Source organism: Clostridium sp. 19966 (assembly GCF_032335695.1).
Taxonomy (GTDB): domain Bacteria; phylum Bacillota; class Clostridia; order Clostridiales; family Clostridiaceae; genus JACTOJ01.
The window spans coordinates 142,053-158,120 of record NZ_JACTOJ010000009.1 but is presented as its reverse complement, the minus strand read 5'-3'; the positions used below and the strand labels follow the sequence as shown (position 1 = coordinate 158,120).

The 16,068-nt window shown below is 31.9% G+C and carries 18 protein-coding genes, 1 pseudogene and 1 riboswitch; of the genes and pseudogenes, 8 read left to right on the top strand and 11 right to left on the bottom strand.

Going from position 1 to position 16,068, the window contains the following annotated elements:
- Positions 1 to 79 precede the first annotated feature (79 nt).
- The 3 genes from IAI10_RS11555 to thiT all read left to right on the top strand — a co-directional run bounded on the left by IAI10_RS11555 (position 80) and on the right by thiT (position 1,611).
- On the top strand, positions 80 to 532 hold the full coding sequence (locus IAI10_RS11555) for a PadR family transcriptional regulator (protein ID WP_315673419.1): 453 nt from the start codon (positions 80 to 82) through the stop codon (positions 530 to 532).
- Between the two features lie 58 nt (positions 533 to 590).
- Positions 591 to 767, top strand: coding sequence for a hypothetical protein (locus IAI10_RS11550; protein WP_315673418.1), 177 nt, complete (start codon positions 591 to 593; stop codon positions 765 to 767).
- Positions 768 to 795: 28 nt separating this feature from the next.
- A riboswitch (TPP riboswitch) is annotated at positions 796 to 900 on the top strand.
- 81 nt (positions 901 to 981) lie between these two features.
- The gene (gene thiT, locus IAI10_RS11545; RefSeq protein WP_315673417.1) at positions 982 to 1,611 is read left to right on the top strand and encodes an energy-coupled thiamine transporter ThiT; all 630 of its coding nucleotides are present in this window, start codon (positions 982 to 984) and stop codon (positions 1,609 to 1,611) included.
- Between the two features lie 120 nt (positions 1,612 to 1,731).
- Here thiT and IAI10_RS11540 read toward each other — a convergent pair whose 3' ends face one another.
- From IAI10_RS11540 to IAI10_RS11495, 10 genes and pseudogenes are all read right to left on the bottom strand, one after another.
- Positions 1,732 to 1,920 (bottom strand): ferredoxin, encoded by a 189-nt coding sequence (locus IAI10_RS11540; RefSeq protein ID WP_315673416.1) that lies wholly within the window; start codon positions 1,918 to 1,920, stop codon positions 1,732 to 1,734.
- A 75-nt stretch (positions 1,921 to 1,995) separates the two neighbouring features.
- Positions 1,996 to 2,829: an Mrp/NBP35 family ATP-binding protein gene (locus tag IAI10_RS11535; RefSeq protein ID WP_315673415.1), complete on the bottom strand. Its 834-nt coding sequence runs from the start codon at positions 2,827 to 2,829 to the stop codon at positions 1,996 to 1,998.
- 20 nt (positions 2,830 to 2,849) lie between these two features.
- Complete coding sequence (locus IAI10_RS11530; RefSeq protein WP_315673414.1) at positions 2,850 to 3,683, bottom strand: hypothetical protein; 834 nt, start codon at positions 3,681 to 3,683, stop codon at positions 2,850 to 2,852.
- A 242-nt stretch (positions 3,684 to 3,925) separates the two neighbouring features.
- The gene (locus tag IAI10_RS11525; protein ID WP_315673413.1) at positions 3,926 to 4,510 is read right to left on the bottom strand and encodes a PsbP-related protein; all 585 of its coding nucleotides are present in this window, start codon (positions 4,508 to 4,510) and stop codon (positions 3,926 to 3,928) included.
- Positions 4,511 to 4,569: 59 nt separating this feature from the next.
- The gene (locus IAI10_RS11520; RefSeq protein ID WP_315673412.1) at positions 4,570 to 5,832 is read right to left on the bottom strand and encodes a hypothetical protein; all 1,263 of its coding nucleotides are present in this window, start codon (positions 5,830 to 5,832) and stop codon (positions 4,570 to 4,572) included.
- Between the two features lie 76 nt (positions 5,833 to 5,908).
- Entirely contained in the window at positions 5,909 to 6,736 is an 828-nt protein-coding gene (gene rsmA, locus IAI10_RS11515) for a 16S rRNA (adenine(1518)-N(6)/adenine(1519)-N(6))-dimethyltransferase RsmA (RefSeq protein WP_315673411.1), read from the bottom strand.
- A gap of 50 nt (positions 6,737 to 6,786) precedes the next feature.
- The gene (gene rnmV, locus IAI10_RS11510; RefSeq protein WP_315673410.1) at positions 6,787 to 7,326 is read right to left on the bottom strand and encodes a ribonuclease M5; all 540 of its coding nucleotides are present in this window, start codon (positions 7,324 to 7,326) and stop codon (positions 6,787 to 6,789) included.
- 117 nt (positions 7,327 to 7,443) lie between these two features.
- Positions 7,444 to 7,998 (bottom strand): annotated as a pseudogene (locus tag IAI10_RS11505) (ABC transporter ATP-binding protein); the annotation flags it as partial.
- Positions 7,999 to 8,302: 304 nt separating this feature from the next.
- Positions 8,303 to 9,343: a 3D domain-containing protein gene (locus IAI10_RS11500; RefSeq protein ID WP_315673409.1), complete on the bottom strand. Its 1,041-nt coding sequence runs from the start codon at positions 9,341 to 9,343 to the stop codon at positions 8,303 to 8,305.
- A gap of 253 nt (positions 9,344 to 9,596) precedes the next feature.
- Positions 9,597 to 10,370, bottom strand: coding sequence for a TatD family hydrolase (locus tag IAI10_RS11495; protein WP_315673408.1), 774 nt, complete (start codon positions 10,368 to 10,370; stop codon positions 9,597 to 9,599).
- Between the two features lie 149 nt (positions 10,371 to 10,519).
- Here IAI10_RS11495 and IAI10_RS11490 point away from each other — a divergent pair, with 149 nt between their 5' ends.
- The 5 genes from IAI10_RS11490 to panD all read left to right on the top strand — a co-directional run bounded on the left by IAI10_RS11490 (position 10,520) and on the right by panD (position 14,102).
- A complete protein-coding gene (locus IAI10_RS11490) occupies positions 10,520 to 10,717 on the top strand; it encodes a cold shock domain-containing protein (protein WP_315673407.1) in 198 nt (65 codons plus the stop codon).
- A 350-nt stretch (positions 10,718 to 11,067) separates the two neighbouring features.
- Positions 11,068 to 11,949, top strand: a complete 882-nt coding sequence (locus tag IAI10_RS11485; RefSeq protein ID WP_315673406.1) for a Rossmann-like and DUF2520 domain-containing protein — start codon at positions 11,068 to 11,070, stop codon at positions 11,947 to 11,949.
- Complete coding sequence (panB, locus tag IAI10_RS11480; protein ID WP_315673405.1) at positions 11,924 to 12,751, top strand: 3-methyl-2-oxobutanoate hydroxymethyltransferase; 828 nt, start codon at positions 11,924 to 11,926, stop codon at positions 12,749 to 12,751. Before IAI10_RS11485 ends, panB begins: the two co-directional genes overlap by 26 nt.
- An 18-nt stretch (positions 12,752 to 12,769) precedes the next feature.
- Positions 12,770 to 13,615: a pantoate--beta-alanine ligase gene (gene panC, locus IAI10_RS11475; RefSeq protein WP_315673404.1), complete on the top strand. Its 846-nt coding sequence runs from the start codon at positions 12,770 to 12,772 to the stop codon at positions 13,613 to 13,615.
- 94 nt (positions 13,616 to 13,709) lie between these two features.
- A complete protein-coding gene (panD, locus tag IAI10_RS11470; RefSeq protein WP_315673403.1) occupies positions 13,710 to 14,102 on the top strand; it encodes an aspartate 1-decarboxylase in 393 nt (130 codons plus the stop codon).
- 426 nt (positions 14,103 to 14,528) lie between these two features.
- Here panD and IAI10_RS11465 read toward each other — a convergent pair whose 3' ends face one another.
- Positions 14,529 to 16,067 (bottom strand): response regulator, encoded by a 1,539-nt coding sequence (locus IAI10_RS11465; RefSeq protein WP_315673402.1) that lies wholly within the window; start codon positions 16,065 to 16,067, stop codon positions 14,529 to 14,531.
- Between the last annotated feature and the right edge of the window lies 1 nt (position 16,068).

Sequence of the window (16,068 nt, the reverse complement as noted above, 5' to 3'; positions counted from 1 at the left end):
TTGAGCCTTATTGAAAAGATATGATATAATTATTCTGGTATTCTTTACATGATTATATAATTTTTAAGGGTGTTATAATATGAGTGATCTATTTTTAGATAAGGATTCAATAAAAGAAGAAGAAAAAAGATTATACAAAGAATATAAAGAGAAATTAGCTGAGCTGAGAAAGGTTCAAAAAGAAAAAGATTCTGTAGGTCAGGTTTTCACTAAAGGTTTGCTCCCTCTTTATGTTCTATATATACTAAGCTTAGGACCTACAAATGGAAATGATATATCTCATAAGATTGGGGAGCACACTCATGGCTTATGGGTGCCTAGCACTGGAGGTATATATCCGCTGCTTAAAAAATTCGAAAAAGAGGATTTTGTAAAAGGAGCCTGGGATGACCCTCATAAGAAGATACAGAGAATTTATTCTTTAACTGAAACTGGTCTTCTAGAATACGAACATAGAAAATCTTTACTTCAACCTAAAATAGAAGAAGCTTTAGAAGTTTTTAAAATTGTATTTAATGACCTTTACGGTTAATCACCTCATGTATATTAATTAAAACTTTGATTAATAATACCTATGAGGTGATTTTATTATGAAAGGTAAAATTATAGATAAAAGCTTAACAGATGTTTTCATAGCCTTTGAAAATGGAAATACTATGGATATTTCATTAAATTCCCTGCCTGAAAGCGTAAAAGTTGGAGATACTGTAGATATACCTTTTGACAATAACATACTTCTGAACGATAAGTTAATTGACTTTTTTTAATAGCAGTTATATAATATTGGTAAAATAAATATATGGCTAGGGGTGCCGCAGTGCTGAGAGATAAAGAATTTATTTATCAACCCTTATACCTGATCTGGCTAATACCAGCGTAGGGAAGCAGTGATTGAATGTATTTTAGCTATTGTCCTATGCCAGGATGATAGTTTTTTTATTTCAATGCTACAGTACCCTCAATATTAAAGGAGGTTTTTTTATGCCAAAAATAAACTTTGCAGAAAATTTCAAGACAATTTTCCAAAGTCCAGCTTTTATCGTTACCCTAATAGCTATAATTATAGTTGTAGTAGCTATTTATAAATTTAGAAAGGTAAAGCTTACTACTAGAATGATTACTCACATAGGTATAGCTTTAGCTCTTTCTGTAGTTTTAAGCTTTATAAAATTTGTACACTTACCCTTTGGAGGAAGTACAACCTTAGGAAGCATGGTTCCTATAATACTTCTTGCTTTGGTTTATGGACCAGAGGTGGGTTTTCTTTCTGGATTTGTATATGGACTTTTAAATCTTATTATAGATCCATATATTGTGCATCCTGCTCAGCTGCTTTTGGATTATCCTTTTGCATACATGAGTTTAGGACTAGCTGGTTATTTTAGAAATCAGAAATTTATAGCACCTATAGCTGCCATAAGCGGAAGATTCATATTCCACTTTTTATCAGGAGTTATCTTCTTCGCTAGCGATGCCGGAACACAAAATGTGTATCTGTACTCTTTAACATATAACGGCAGCTATTTATTGCCTGAGCTGATAATAACCCTAGTTGTTATTGCGGTTCTTCCTATAGAAAGGTTGTCAAAGAGCTTAGCTGCTGCTCACTAGCCTTATCTAAGGATTATTATACTTTGTAACTAAAAAGGATTGTATTAAAATATTTTAATGCAATCCTTTTTGAATATATGTTTTTAAAATTTGCTCAATAATAAGTATATTGTACGCCTGCTAAGATACGCTTATAGCATTTACAGGACAACTGCTTTCAGCCTCCTTTGCTGAATCTTCATCATCGCTTGGAACCGTATCTACTACAGATTCTGCCTTCCCATCGTCACCCATGTCAAAAACAGACGGGCAAACAGATGGACACAATCCACACCCAATACAAGTATCCTTATCAACTTCAGCCTTCATAATTTACACCTCCACTACTTCTGTAATACTAAAATAAGCATAGAAATTGTTTTGCTCAATCTCTATGCTTATATTTTATACTAATTTTTTAATTATATTCACATATTTAGTTGTGCTGAAGATGTATCTTTCAACTTCACCGCTGCCTAAAGCTTCAGAAAGATCCAGGTCTATAGGAAGTTCAGCAATAAGTTCAAGTCCCAAATATTTAGCATGTTCCTCTGCTGAAGTTTTGCTAAACACCTGTATTTTCTCTCCACATTTGCATTGAACATATGACATATTCTCTACTACACCTTGTATTGGCACATTAAGTTTCTCCGCCATTATTACAACTTTCTTAACTATCATAGATACCATATCCTGAGGTGTGGACACTATAACTAAAGATTGTATAGGGAAGCTTTGCATTACAGTAAGGGCTGTATCACCAGTTCCTGGAGGCATATCTATTAAAAGATAATCTAAATCTCCCCAATCAGTATCTGAAAGAAGCTGATTTAATACATTATTTATTACAGGTCCTCTCCAAATTACTGGCTGCTCTTCTTCTTCCGTTAAAAGGTTCATGGATATGACCTTTATTCCGCTAAAAGTGGTTACAGGCTTAAATATTATATCTTCTCCCTGTCCCCTGCCTATTTCAGCTCTCTGTTTATTTATACCAAATATTCTAGGCATAGATGGTCCTGTTATATCCGCATCCAATACGCCAACTTTATACCCAGCCTTCGTTAATTCTATAGCGGTAAGACCAGTTACAGTAGACTTACCCACTCCACCTTTGCCGCTTATTATCCCTATTATATTTTTTATAGTCCCATGCTTTATTGGTAAAACTGAGCACTGTGAGCTATTGCTCTTGGTTGAGCAACTAGACTTACTAGGACATGTATCGCATTTACTCATTTTTTCTCCTCCTGTAAATATTAGAATCCATCTGGCATAGAATCTGTTATTTTAACATCCCAGCTGCCATTTTGATACTTATTCACCACGTAGTATTTTTTTTCGCTATTATCCTTTTTATAAGTAACATCTATTATAGATTTATATATGTTAGTTTTATATCCCTGAGTACCCATTGTAATAAGAACATCAAAATTATCCTTATTCTTATTTACAAGCTGGGCCGATGAAATTGTTTTAGATATATCTGACTTAAACTCTTCAATTTCCATTGAAAGCATGTACTTTACCACATCTGTATCATCAAAGATATTTACGCCTATACTTCCACCATTTTTAGTAAGCTCAGACTTGTGCTGCTTCATAAACTGAATTATGGTTCCGTAATAGGTAGTTTTAAAGTCATTTGGAATTCTTATATCCCAAAGATGCTTTATTATGTCATTGTCCAATCTGCTGGATACTATATAAGTTTTTTGATTGTCATAAAGATTGCCGTAGTTTTTTTTATCTACTCCTACCACGTAGTTAAACTTATTTATGGTTTTTCCCTCATATATTTCAAGGGTATAATCAGGATCTAACTGAGATTTTTGTTCTGCCTTTTTTGCTGAAGATAATATATCATACAAATCCATTATGGTACTCTTATCAGTTACTGTGAACTTATATCCCACGTCCCTGGTGTTAGCTATTACTACTTTATCCGCTTTATTATTTTTAATATATTCAAAATCAGTGTTTTTAAATCCCAATTTTACTTCAGCTTCATTTATTTTACTGCATCCCGCCGTTGATGCACTTATTATCATAGCAGCCAAAAGCAAACTTATCTTCTTACCTTTTTTAATCATAATTAAAAGCTATTCAGCTTCCTCCCTTTTAACATCAGATTATATTTAATTATATATTTAACCTAGTGCTTAATAATACGTAATATATTTACTTATGTATTATTAATAACAGCAAAATTCCAAGCCTTATAATCACCATACAGCATATTTGCTAATTGCGATAGTAAAAGCTTGGAAATTGGCATCACAATTACATCCTTAAATAAAATTATAATACTTAAATATATATTTATCAAATCTCTTTAGCTAATTTCATAGGTGTTTGCCAAATATTCAAAAATAGCTGGCATATTTTCCTTTAAATCAGATTGTTGAACTGAAAAAGACATTCTGAAAAAGCTTTTATTTTGATCTATGAAATATTCATAGGTTCTGTAATAGCTATTTGAAGAAGTCTTTGTATCATAAGTAAGTAAATAAGCCGAATAATTTTTTATCTTTATAGGTGTAACATCATAATTTTTTATGCTTTCAGGATTAAAAGCACTTTTCTTGCTATTTATTAAAAATGTTTTTAAATCCTCTTCTAATTTCCATTTCTCTACAAAACCGTGAATTTTATTATCGCTGGAGGTAAAGTCATTATGATATAGTATTTCTCCTCCGGAAAACTTTTTTTCACTGGTAGTCCAATCACTTGGAAGTTTGTATTTTATGTTTCCAGAATCAATTTTATATTCCTTTAAAGACTCAATCCCATTTTGCATAAGAGCTGTCATCTTCAATCTATGATCAACTCCTGATTCAGCTACAAATAAAATCATCATAAGCCCCAATATTATAAGTGTTACACCTATTCTTTTTCTGTTTAACACAATTACCCTCATATGCTTTCCCCCACTAATCTCTGATGGTAAATTATATTAAGGAATTGTGCTAAATAGAACTAAGGTACCGGTATAACTATAGTTGAAGTTTTGTAATCATAAAACATCAGCCAATATCCAGCATCATCTTCTCTGGCTTCTCCCTCTTTAGCGGAAACCCAAGTTACAAAGCCAGATTTTCCTGCATAAGGCTGATCTGAGGCACTTCTCTTTCCAGGCACAGCATATACTATATATTTTACATTTCCTGAAGCATCATGTTTGTATCCAAATAGATAATGTCCAAAATTCTTTATATAAGGATAATAGGTTACCATAGGCTGATATGCTAAGGTATATCGATTATAATTAGAAGAATTGCACATATCCTCTACACTATTTACATTTACCTTATACCAAGTGCATCTTTTAATATCGGTGCATACTTCTTCTACTTTCTCAAAGCCTTCTGCAACTATATCAAAAAATTGCAATGGAGTTTCAAGCTCATAACCTATGCTAGCATGTGCTTCTTCTTGCTTCTCTATATGTTTGCTTACACTATCTGTGTCCACAAAGAAAGTGCTTTGCTCAGCATTGTTTTTCGTCTTATCTTCTATTTCCAATTTTTCTTCTACTTCATTCTTTACTTTCTCTAGTTTTTCAACCTTTTCTGGATTTTTCACTTCTTCAACTAAATCTTTTACCTCTGTGATTTCTTCATCACTCTTAACATGAATATCCTCTTCTATATTTTTTTCATATTGATCAAACATATTATCTTTTTTAACTTCAACTTCTTCTATTTTTTCTTCTGCTTTCTCTATAACTTCTATTTTTTCTTTTACCGGCTTAACCTCTACCTTTTCCTCTTTTAACTTATTTTCCTCGGGACTAATTACAGTCTGCTGGTTATCGAAAACTTTAAAGCTTCTCCAGTTTGACGGAATATCTGAAGTAGCAAATCCGCTCATTACAGATACCATAGAAGTATCATTATATCTTACTACTGCAGCTCCAGTTATCATATCCACCGAAATATTGCTTCCAGCTACATTAAAAACATCATATTCATAGGTTATTTCTGCTCTTCCATATTCATCTATGTTCATCTCTCCAAGCTTAATAAGCTTATTTACATCTTTTTTGCTGCAAATAAGCACCATATAATAAGGCTCTTTTTCTTTCTTTAAATTCTGAACATAATAAGATACTTTGCATTTATCATTTTTAGTTTCTAATTTAGTATATCCAGAAGGTAACTTATCAGAAGATATAGAATACCCGTTCTCATCTTGTTGTAATATAATGAAATATCTACTATATGACTTCTTGGATGCCACCTTTATTATCCCTCCACTATATTTATTCTATATAATATATGTGACGGATATAAAAAAGTGAACTTATATTAAAAATTTAATTTTCCATACTATTGGAAAGATCAGCAAATTCCTTGATAGAAAGCGTCTCTCCTCTTCTCTTTGAATCTATTCCTGTGGTTTCAAAAGCCTTAGAAATAACTTCTTGAGGAAGCTTCATACTTTTTAATGCATTAGACAAAGTTTTTCTTCTCATATTAAAAGAATGCCTTATTACATCAAAAAATAATTTTTCATTCTTAACAAATGCAGCTGGTTCATCCAGCTTATCAAGGCTTATTACCATAGAATCCACCTTCGGCTGAGGTATAAAACAGGAAGGTGCTACTTTTCTTACTATATGAGTACTGCAATAATATTGTACAAGTAAAGACAAAGCTCCATAGTCTTTACCTCCTGGAGCTGCATTCATTCTCTCTGCAACTTCCTTTTGTACCATTACCGTAAGAGATTTAAAGGGATATTTTTCTGTAATAAGCTTTAATATTATAGGAGTGGTAACATAATAGGGCAGATTAGCTACAAGCTTTACGCTCTTCTCATCTCCAAATATTTCATGGAAATTTATATTCAAAGCATCTTCATTAATAAGCTGGAAATTATCAAAGTCTTTTAGTTCCTCATTTAATATTGGTATCAGATTTCTATCAAGCTCAATGGAACATACCTTTTTAGCTTTTTTAAGCATCTCTTTCGTAAGAGTTCCAACTCCTGGCCCTATTTCTATAACAAAATCTTCCTCTCCTATATCTGCTCCCTGAACTATATCCTTAAGCACTGAATCATCTATAAGGAAATTCTGACCTAAACTTTTTGTAAATTTAAATCCATATTTTTTAACTATATCTTTTGTATTATTTTCCATAAACTCACCACATTTCTTGTTTTATAACTTTTGCATATATCAACATTCTCTTAAAACATAGCCAAACTTCTAACTGCTTCTGCAAGCTCTTCCCTAGATACACCGTAATTGTTTAATCTAGATAAAAACTGCACAGCATTTCCATATCCTATGCCTAATATATTTCCCACTTTGTCTCTTCTATCTTTAGAATCTCCGTATCCTGTAAGCTTAAGGAAAAACATATCCTGCATATTAAATTCTGATCTTTTTTCTCCAAGCTCACATTTAGCTTTGTTTAAAGCCTCTATTATGATTTCAGGCTTTGCATTTTCTACGCCTATATCACCATCTTTGGTACCATCTTTTCTCGATATGTATGCATGCTTTATCCCTTTGACCCTTTTAGATATTATGCGTCTTATTTTTTCTCCAGCAAAATCTGGATCTGTAAGTACGATTACTCCCTTTCTATTTTGCGCTTCTCTTATTTTATTTATCACTTTTTCATTTATTCCAAAGCCGCCCACAGCTATAACTTCTGCTTCTACAGCCCTTTTTACAGCAGTAACATCGTCTCTTCCTTCTACTACTATAACTTCTTTAATCATAAAAACACCACCAATAATTTCATATGCTATATAGATTCTACCCTAATAGCATTGTGTTATCAAGAAAAATAGTACTTAACCTCTTTCGTAAGGCTAGGTACTATTATTTAACTCCTTTTAAATTAAATCATAGGTAATGCAAACCTGTTTGTTATATCTAGGATCTCTCACCACCTCAGCATCTATGTTGAAAATATTTTTTAAATTCTCTTTGGTCATAACCTCTTCTGGAGTTCCGTTAGAGACTATTTTACCTTCCTTAACTCCAATCATATAATCCGCAAATCTAGCTGCATTATTTAATTCATGAATAACCATAATAATTGTTCTTCCCTGTTTTTTGTTTAAATTTTCAAGCAATGTTAATATTTCCAGCTGATGAGCTAAATCCAAATAAGTGGTAGGTTTATCTAAAAGCAGTATATCTGTTTTTTGAGCAAGAGCCATAGCTATCCACACTCTCTGTCTTTGTCCTCCGGAAAGTGCTTCTATCTCTCTATCTTTATATCCTTCCATACCTATTACCTCTAAGGCCCATTGAATGATTTCTCTATCCTCCTTCTGCAGTTTTCCAAAACCTTTTTTATGAGGAAATCTTCCGTAAGCTACAAGCTCTTCTACTGTAAGTCCCTGTGGAGCCTGAGGACTTTGCGGAAGTACTGCCATAAGCTTACCTCCTGGCATTATAGTTAATTTTAATTATGATCATAAAATTATAGGAAGCAATAAACCTTAAGATTACTGCTTCCTATAAAGTACAAAGTATTTAAGAAACTTAACTTCTACTCTTAGCATGTGTAATTTTATATCAGGTGTATAATGGCAAATATAGCTAAGAATTGGAGCATATAGTGTTGATAATCATTTTCATTATCAATTAATTATATTATATCAAATAGTTTATTTATGTCAATATAGTTCCGATACATTTTGCCTTTGTTTTAATAGTCTAAAAAAAATAGAAGCCCTAAGGCTTCTATTTTAAAACATATACATTTAAATATCTTACTCCCCAATTGGAAGCTTCATTGTAACTATTTAGGAATACATCTATTGAATTTCCTTTAATAGCCCCACCTGTATCTTCTGCAATGGCAAATCCATAACCATCTACATATACTTTTGTTCCCAGAGGTATCACATCTGGGTCTACTGCAATGGTACTGTATCCACTAGGATCTCTTTTAGCTGTTGTGCCTGTGGATGTTATGCCATATTCTGCGCTACCTCTTGATTTACCTGTACATTGGTAGCAATTAGTATAGGCTGTAGCCTTTACTCTAACTGTTCTCTTAAAAAGAACCTGTTCTCCTCCTCTAGAAAGATTTAAAACTCCTAGAGTGCCTTGTACTATTATTTTCTGTGATGGTTGTTTAGTTACATTGTCACTTATCACATCGTTAGATATTAGCTTACCATCTTCATAAACTAATCTGGACGTAATTTCTCTTTCACCAAACTGACCATCCTGAACAACTTTTGTTACATTGCTTGGCAGATTATTATCTTTATTAACAACCGTTGAATAATCAACGGACACTACATTTTTCTTAATTTCACTTGATACTCTAGTAATGCAAATTTCCATGCCAGCTGTAACATTTTCAGTTTTCAGTGGTGCGATTTTATCAGCGCTGCTTAGCTTTATACCTTCAGCTGCTAACATATCACCAACTTTGTTTTGAGCAGTAGCTACATTTAGTATCTTCCCATCAACTTTTACTTTAATGTTAACTGCTCTTTTGATAGATATTCTATCTCCATTTTTTATTTTACTGTCTATTCCTGGTTGAATCTTATCCTTTGGCCCTATCTGAATATTATTTTTGGCTAGAGAACTCTTCAAATCAGAAGTATACGTTATTATCTTTGTTTCTTTTCCGTCTATAACAATTGTTATTTCTTTTTTCATATTATGAATAATGCTGAAACAAATTATTATCAGTAATAAAATCACAAAGGTGGATTTTGGGCCAACTGAAAAAAACTTTCTCATCTCAGTCCTTATTTTTTCCATCTTTTTTTACCTCCATCTCAAGCTTTGAACACAAATATTCTCAGCCTTTTTTTGACTGTTTAGAATGCACTCTGTGCATATTGATATTAAATATATATGATGGCAACATTTTAACAGTCTTTTATGGAGTTATTTCTTAATGGATAAAACGAGCATATATAATTATATGCAAAACCCAAACAAATAAGTACATGCTTTTAAAAAATTAGAATAAGTTACCAAAATTTCAGCAACCTTTGTCTATTCTACACTATTATTTTAAATTTAGCAAGTTTTTCACATTTTTTATAGTATTACTGCTTATCTCTTCTACTGTTACTTCTTTTATTTCAGCTATTTTTTCCATTACATAAATTATGTAATCTGATTGATTTCTCTTGCCTCTATTAGGTGTTGGTGCCATATATGGGCAGTCTGTTTCGACAAGAATTTTATCCATAGGTACCTCTCTTACAACTTCGACAATTTTTTTAGCATTTTTAAAAGTAACTACCCCTGTTATGCCTATATAATAACCTTCCTTTAAACATTGCTTGGCAAATTCTACACTTCCTGAAAAGCAGTGAACAACTCCATTAACCTTTGGAAATTGCTTTATTATGTTAAGTGTATCCTCATGAGCATCTCTGTCATGAATCACCACTGGCAATTTCAATTCTTCAGCCAATTTCATTTGATTAATAAACGCTTGTTTTTGTATGTCCCTAGGAGGATTTTCTTCATAGTAGTAATCTAATCCTATTTCCCCTACAGCTCTGATTTTAGGATTTTGAGCTAACAGTCTAAATTCATTAAGTACCTCTTCATTTAATTCATATGCATTTTCTGGGTGTATTCCAATAGCTGCATAAAACATGTCATAGGTATTTGCCAATTCTGCTGACTTTTTTGCTCCAGCATAAGAAGCACCGCAATTTAAAACTCCTATTACCCCGCTTTTTTGTATAGCTTCTATAACTTTTTCTCTATCTTCATCAAATTTCTCATCATCATAATGGGCATGGGAATCAAAAATTTTTATATCCATAAAAACACTTCCTTATATATTTATAATTATTGTCATTATTTTAATACATTATAACAAAATTTAAAGAGATCTGCATAAAATCCATCTTAATTAAACACAATACTATTATTGGATATTATTAATTTAGAGTTTACAGGAGGTTTTTTTCAATGCATGGTACAGTAAAATGGTTTAATGCCCAAAAAGGATATGGTTTTATAACCACTAATGATGGGAAAGATGTTTTTGTTCATTTTTCAAGTATAGGAGGCGAAGGCTTCAAATCTCTAAACGAAGGTGATAATGTAGAATTTGAAATTAGTCATGGCGCAAAAGGAGAACAGGCAACTAATGTTACAAAAGCCTGACTGCTATTAACTTTTATTTGTCGCAGATGTAGACTTTCTACATATAAATTTATTTATTGGGCTATGTTTTAAATCAGTGCTGATTTTTACACTGATTTAAAACATTCCTTTAGTTTCAAATGCTATATTTTTAAAATGCCAAAATATCATATTCACATTTTAGAACTAATTATACAAAACTATTTACTTGATTTTTTAACTATTATGTGCTAAATTTTTTTTGGGTGGCATCGCTAAGAGCTGCACTAAAATTTATGTCAGTTTTTTTATGCTCATATCTAGATTGCTTATCTTGCAATCAAAATTAAGAATGAGACATATTTCATTATAGGTACACTTCTTTAGAGGAGGTGGTACTAATAAAAACAGGGTTTATAGGTGCTGGAAAGATGGGATTTACCTTAGGAAAACTCTTTTCCGTAAATGATATACCTCTTTCTGGGTACTACAGTAGAACCTATTCTTCAAGTAAGGCTGCCAGCAGCTTTACAGATAGCAAATGCTATGATAATTTAAAAGATTTGATTCATGATAGTAATATACTATTTATTACTGTGCCTGATGATGAAATATTAAACACTTACAACCAATTAAAAGATTACGACTTTTCTAACAAAATTATTTGCCACACTAGTGGCTGTCTCACGTCCAAAATATTTTCTGACATAGATAAGTATCAAGCTTACTCTTATTCAATTCACCCAATATTTCCTGTTTCAGATAAATATGAAAGCTATAAATTTATAAAAAATGCTACATTCACTATAGAAGGCAGCGAAAAATATATGGATTACTTTAAAAAAATATTTACTTACATGAATATTAAGCTAGTAAAAATAAAATCTTCTAATAAATCCATGTATCATCTTGCTAGTGTGAATGTAAGCAACATTTTTTTGAGTTTAGTAAAAAGAAGCTGCTCATATTTAATTCCATATGGTTTCTCTGAGGAAGATGCTATTAATGCCCTATATCCACTTATAAATAGCAATATAGAAAATTTTAACAACAATGGATTATCAAAAGCATTAACCGGCCCATTAGAGCGAGGAGATATGGATACTATAAAAAAACATATTTCAGCTATGCCTGAAGCTCACCGCAGAGTATATGCAGATTTATCCTACGAACTTCTTGAAATAGCTAAGCTGAAAAATAAAAACAGGGATTACTCAAAAATAGAAATCTATCTGGAGGAATTGAAAAATGAAAAATACAGCAGTGACCTTTAAAGAGGCTAAACTAAATGGAAATAAATTAAGCATGCTTACAGCCTATGATTATTCTACTGCTAAGATAGTAGACGAATCAGGTATAAACGGAATACTTGTAGGTGATTCCCTAGGAATGGTATCACTAGGATACGAAGATACTTTAAGCGTAACAATGGAAGATATGCTTCATCATTCAAAAGCTGTAGCAAGAGGTACAAAAAATGCACTAATTGTTACTGACATGCCTTTTATGTCCTATCAAACTTCTATTTATGATGCGGTATATAACGCAGGAAGATTGATTAAAGAAGGAAATGCAAATGCGGTAAAAATTGAAGGAGGTGCAGCTTTTGCTCCACATATAGAGGCTATAGTGAATGCATCAATCCCGGTAATGGGCCACATAGGGCTCACTCCTCAATCCGTGAATGCTTTCGGCGGATTTAAGGTACAGGGGAAAAGTGAAGCTGCTGCTAAAGCTCTTATAGAAGATGCTAAGCTTATAGAAAAAGCAGGAGCCTTTGCAATAGTTTTGGAATGCGTTCCTGCAAAATTAGCTGAAATAATTTCTTCCAGCATCAGTATCCCTACTATAGGTATTGGAGCTGGAAATGAATGCGATGGTCAGATATTAGTTTATGCTGATATGCTTGGAATGTATTCCGATTTTAAGCCTAAATTTGTAAAGCAGTATGCTCAAATCGGTGCTCTTATGCGAGATGCTATAAAGTCATATATCAGTGAAGTAGAAAATGGTGCTTTTCCTGCTGCAGAGCATGAATTTAAAATAGACGACAGCATAATAGCAAAGCTATATTAATAAATTGGAGGCAGTATTATGAAAATTGTTCACACTATAAAGGAAGTAAAAGATTGTATTAACTCTTGGAAAAAAGAAGGCTTCTCTGTAGGGTTGGTTCCTACTATGGGATATTTGCACCAAGGACATGCATCTCTAATAAAAAAAGCTGTTAACGAAAATGATAGAGTAGTGGTTAGTGTATTTGTTAACCCTATACAGTTCGGACCAAATGAGGACTTAGAAAAATACCCTAGAGATATGGATAATGACAGCAAGCTAGTAGAGAGCTGTGGAGGAGCATTAATTTTTAATCCAGCTCCTGAGGAAATGTATTTTAAAGATTTTTCCTCTTATGCAGAAGTTACCGGCCTTACAGAAGGACTTTGCGGAGCTAAAAGACCTGGACATTTTAGAGGAGTATGTACAGTTGTTACTAAGCTTTTTAATATAGTTCAACCTGATAGAGCATACTTTGGTGAAAAAGATGCTCAGCAGCTGGCAGTTATAAAAAGAATGGTAAGAGATCTTAACATGAATATTGAAATAGTTCCTTGCCCAATAATCCGTGAAGAAGATGGTCTTGCAAAAAGCTCAAGAAATACCTATTTAAACGCTGAAGAGAGAGCTGCAGCCTTAATACTAAATAAAAGTCTTACAAAAGCCAAAGCTGCTTTAAATGATGGTGAAAAAAATGTAGCCGCAATTATAAGCCTAATAGCTGATACGCTAAAAAGTGAAGCTTTAGCAAAAATCGACTATATTGAAATAGTTGATAGTTCATCTCTTGAAAAGGTAGATAACGTAAAAAGCAGCATATTGGTTGCCATAGCAGTATACATAGGCAAAACAAGACTTATAGATAATTTTACATTCAATATATAAGTTCTGTTTAAAATCAATGTTACTTACACTGATTTTAAACATAGCCAATATATAAAAAAATATGATAAATACTTTATATTATGGGGGATACGAAATGATACTTAATATGCTAAAATCTAAAATCCACAGAGCTGTAGTAACTCAAGCTGAACTTAATTATGTTGGAAGCATAACCATAGATAGAGACCTTATGGATGCAGCTGGAATTGTGGAATATGAAAAAGTAGCAATAGTTAACATAAATAATGGAGAAAGATTTGAAACTTATGCTATAGAAGGTGAAAGCGGCAGTGGCGTAATATGTCTTAATGGTGCTGCTGCAAGATGCGCCCAAAAAGGCGATTTAATAATAATAATGACCTACTGCCAATTAGAGCCTGAAGAATTGGAAAACCATAAACCTAAAGTTGTATTTGTTAATGAGGACAATTCTATAAATAGAGTTACCAATTATGAAAAGCATGGAAAATTAGCTTCCAATAACTAGGGTATGTTTTAAAAGAATGTTGATATAGACTTATGATCATTAAGAAACTCTAAGGATTGCTTTATTATAACTGGCTACCCATTTTATTGCGACGTCCTGTCGCTAAAATGGCTTTGCCCTTCCTGGGCAAAATTACGCCAATTATAAGTCGCACTTCCTAAGAGTTTCTAAAACTCCAAAGAAAATATCAACATTTTAAAACATACCCTTTCGAACTAAAGGTAAAAATTCAGCCTTGCTGAATTTTTTATAAATCTATAATAATTATTTTCCTACCAGGAAATTGCTGGCAGATCAAAAATTTAAAAGAAATCGGCTCAAAAAGACTCGATTTACTCAATAATTCTTACTTCTTAATTCAAATGTATCGCTTACAAAGCTTAGTTTAATATCTTAAAATAAATAACCTTTTTGAGATATCTCCTTTTACTTGCTATTCTTATATTGTGTTGGAGTAAAATGAGTTATCTTTTCAAATTTGCTTATAAAATAATTAGCATCTGAGTAACCTACTTTTATTGCTATTTCATATAGCTTTAAATCTGATCTTCTGAGTAATTTTTTAGCTTCTTCAATCCTCTTACTATGAAGATAATCATTAAAGTACATGCCAAAACTTTTTTTAAATAGCTGACCTAAATATACAGGATTTATGTAGAAAATCTCCGCTAATTTTTTCAAGCTAATATCTTGCTGATTATAATTATTATCGATATATTTTGCAATTTCATATATACCGCTACCTTGACTAGTGGATTTCATTGACTTAATATATTTTGAACTGGCTATGGAGAATTTTACCAGGTTATCCTGCATTTCTCCTATGCCCATATCCTTCATATATTTTATAGTTTCAAACATATTCATAAAGTCATCCGTATTGCCGTTTTTTTCTGTAATATTTGAAATCACATTTAAAACAAGCACAATAAAGTAAGCTTTAACTATGTCAGGCGATATATTGTGTTCTTTTATATTTTTAAATATATTGTTTATATTCTCAAATATTTTTAAATTATCTCCTTGCTCTATGGCACTTGAAAGGTCTTCAACTTCTAAATTCTGTCCATCATAATACTTTGACTCTACCTTCTTGATATCATCATAATATATGACGGTCTCCTTATCATAAAAATATTTATATTGCTTCATGTTGTTACAGGATATATATGATTCAATTAAATCATTTATGTTACCTACTTCTTTGCCCACTATAACTATACATTTATTTGTAATATTATTTGAAATATTTTTATATAAAGCTTCCGCAAAATTTTCCACACTTTTATAATATTTTAAGATTTCATCACATAGGATTATGCCATACTTCCAAATCTGTTCTTGATATATGCAGTTTATATTTTCTCTGTGTATTACTCTATATATACTCTCTTCCAATTCCCTAAGCTTTTCTTTTAATTCCACTTCATTCAAATCTTCAAGCCAATCTAATACGTCAATTTCTAAATATATATATCTTATTTTAGAATTTAAAATATTTTTATAAGCAGAATAATTCAGATTATCAACTTTTTTGCCGTTTATTAGGTTTTCTATAAGGCTATTCTCCTCATTGCTTTCAGCATTTTGTTTTATTCTTTCCTTAATTTCAAGTATGACCTTAACCAATTCATCTTCATCTATAGGTTTAAGCAAATAATTAAAAACATTTGATTTAATAGCCTTTTGCGCATATTTAAAATCAGTATATCCACTTAGTATTATAAATTCAGCTTTGCTGCCAAGTTCTTTTTTAGCTTTCTCTATTAATTCTAGCCCGCTCATTTCTGGCATTCTTATATCCGTGATAACTATATCAGGATTTATTTCCTTGATTAATTTTAAAGCTTCTTCTCCGTCCTCTGCTTCTCCACATAACTTAACATCATATTTTCCCCAGCTTATTACTGATTTCATACCTTCTCTAACAAATGGTTCATCATCAACAATTATAACCTTCAGCAAC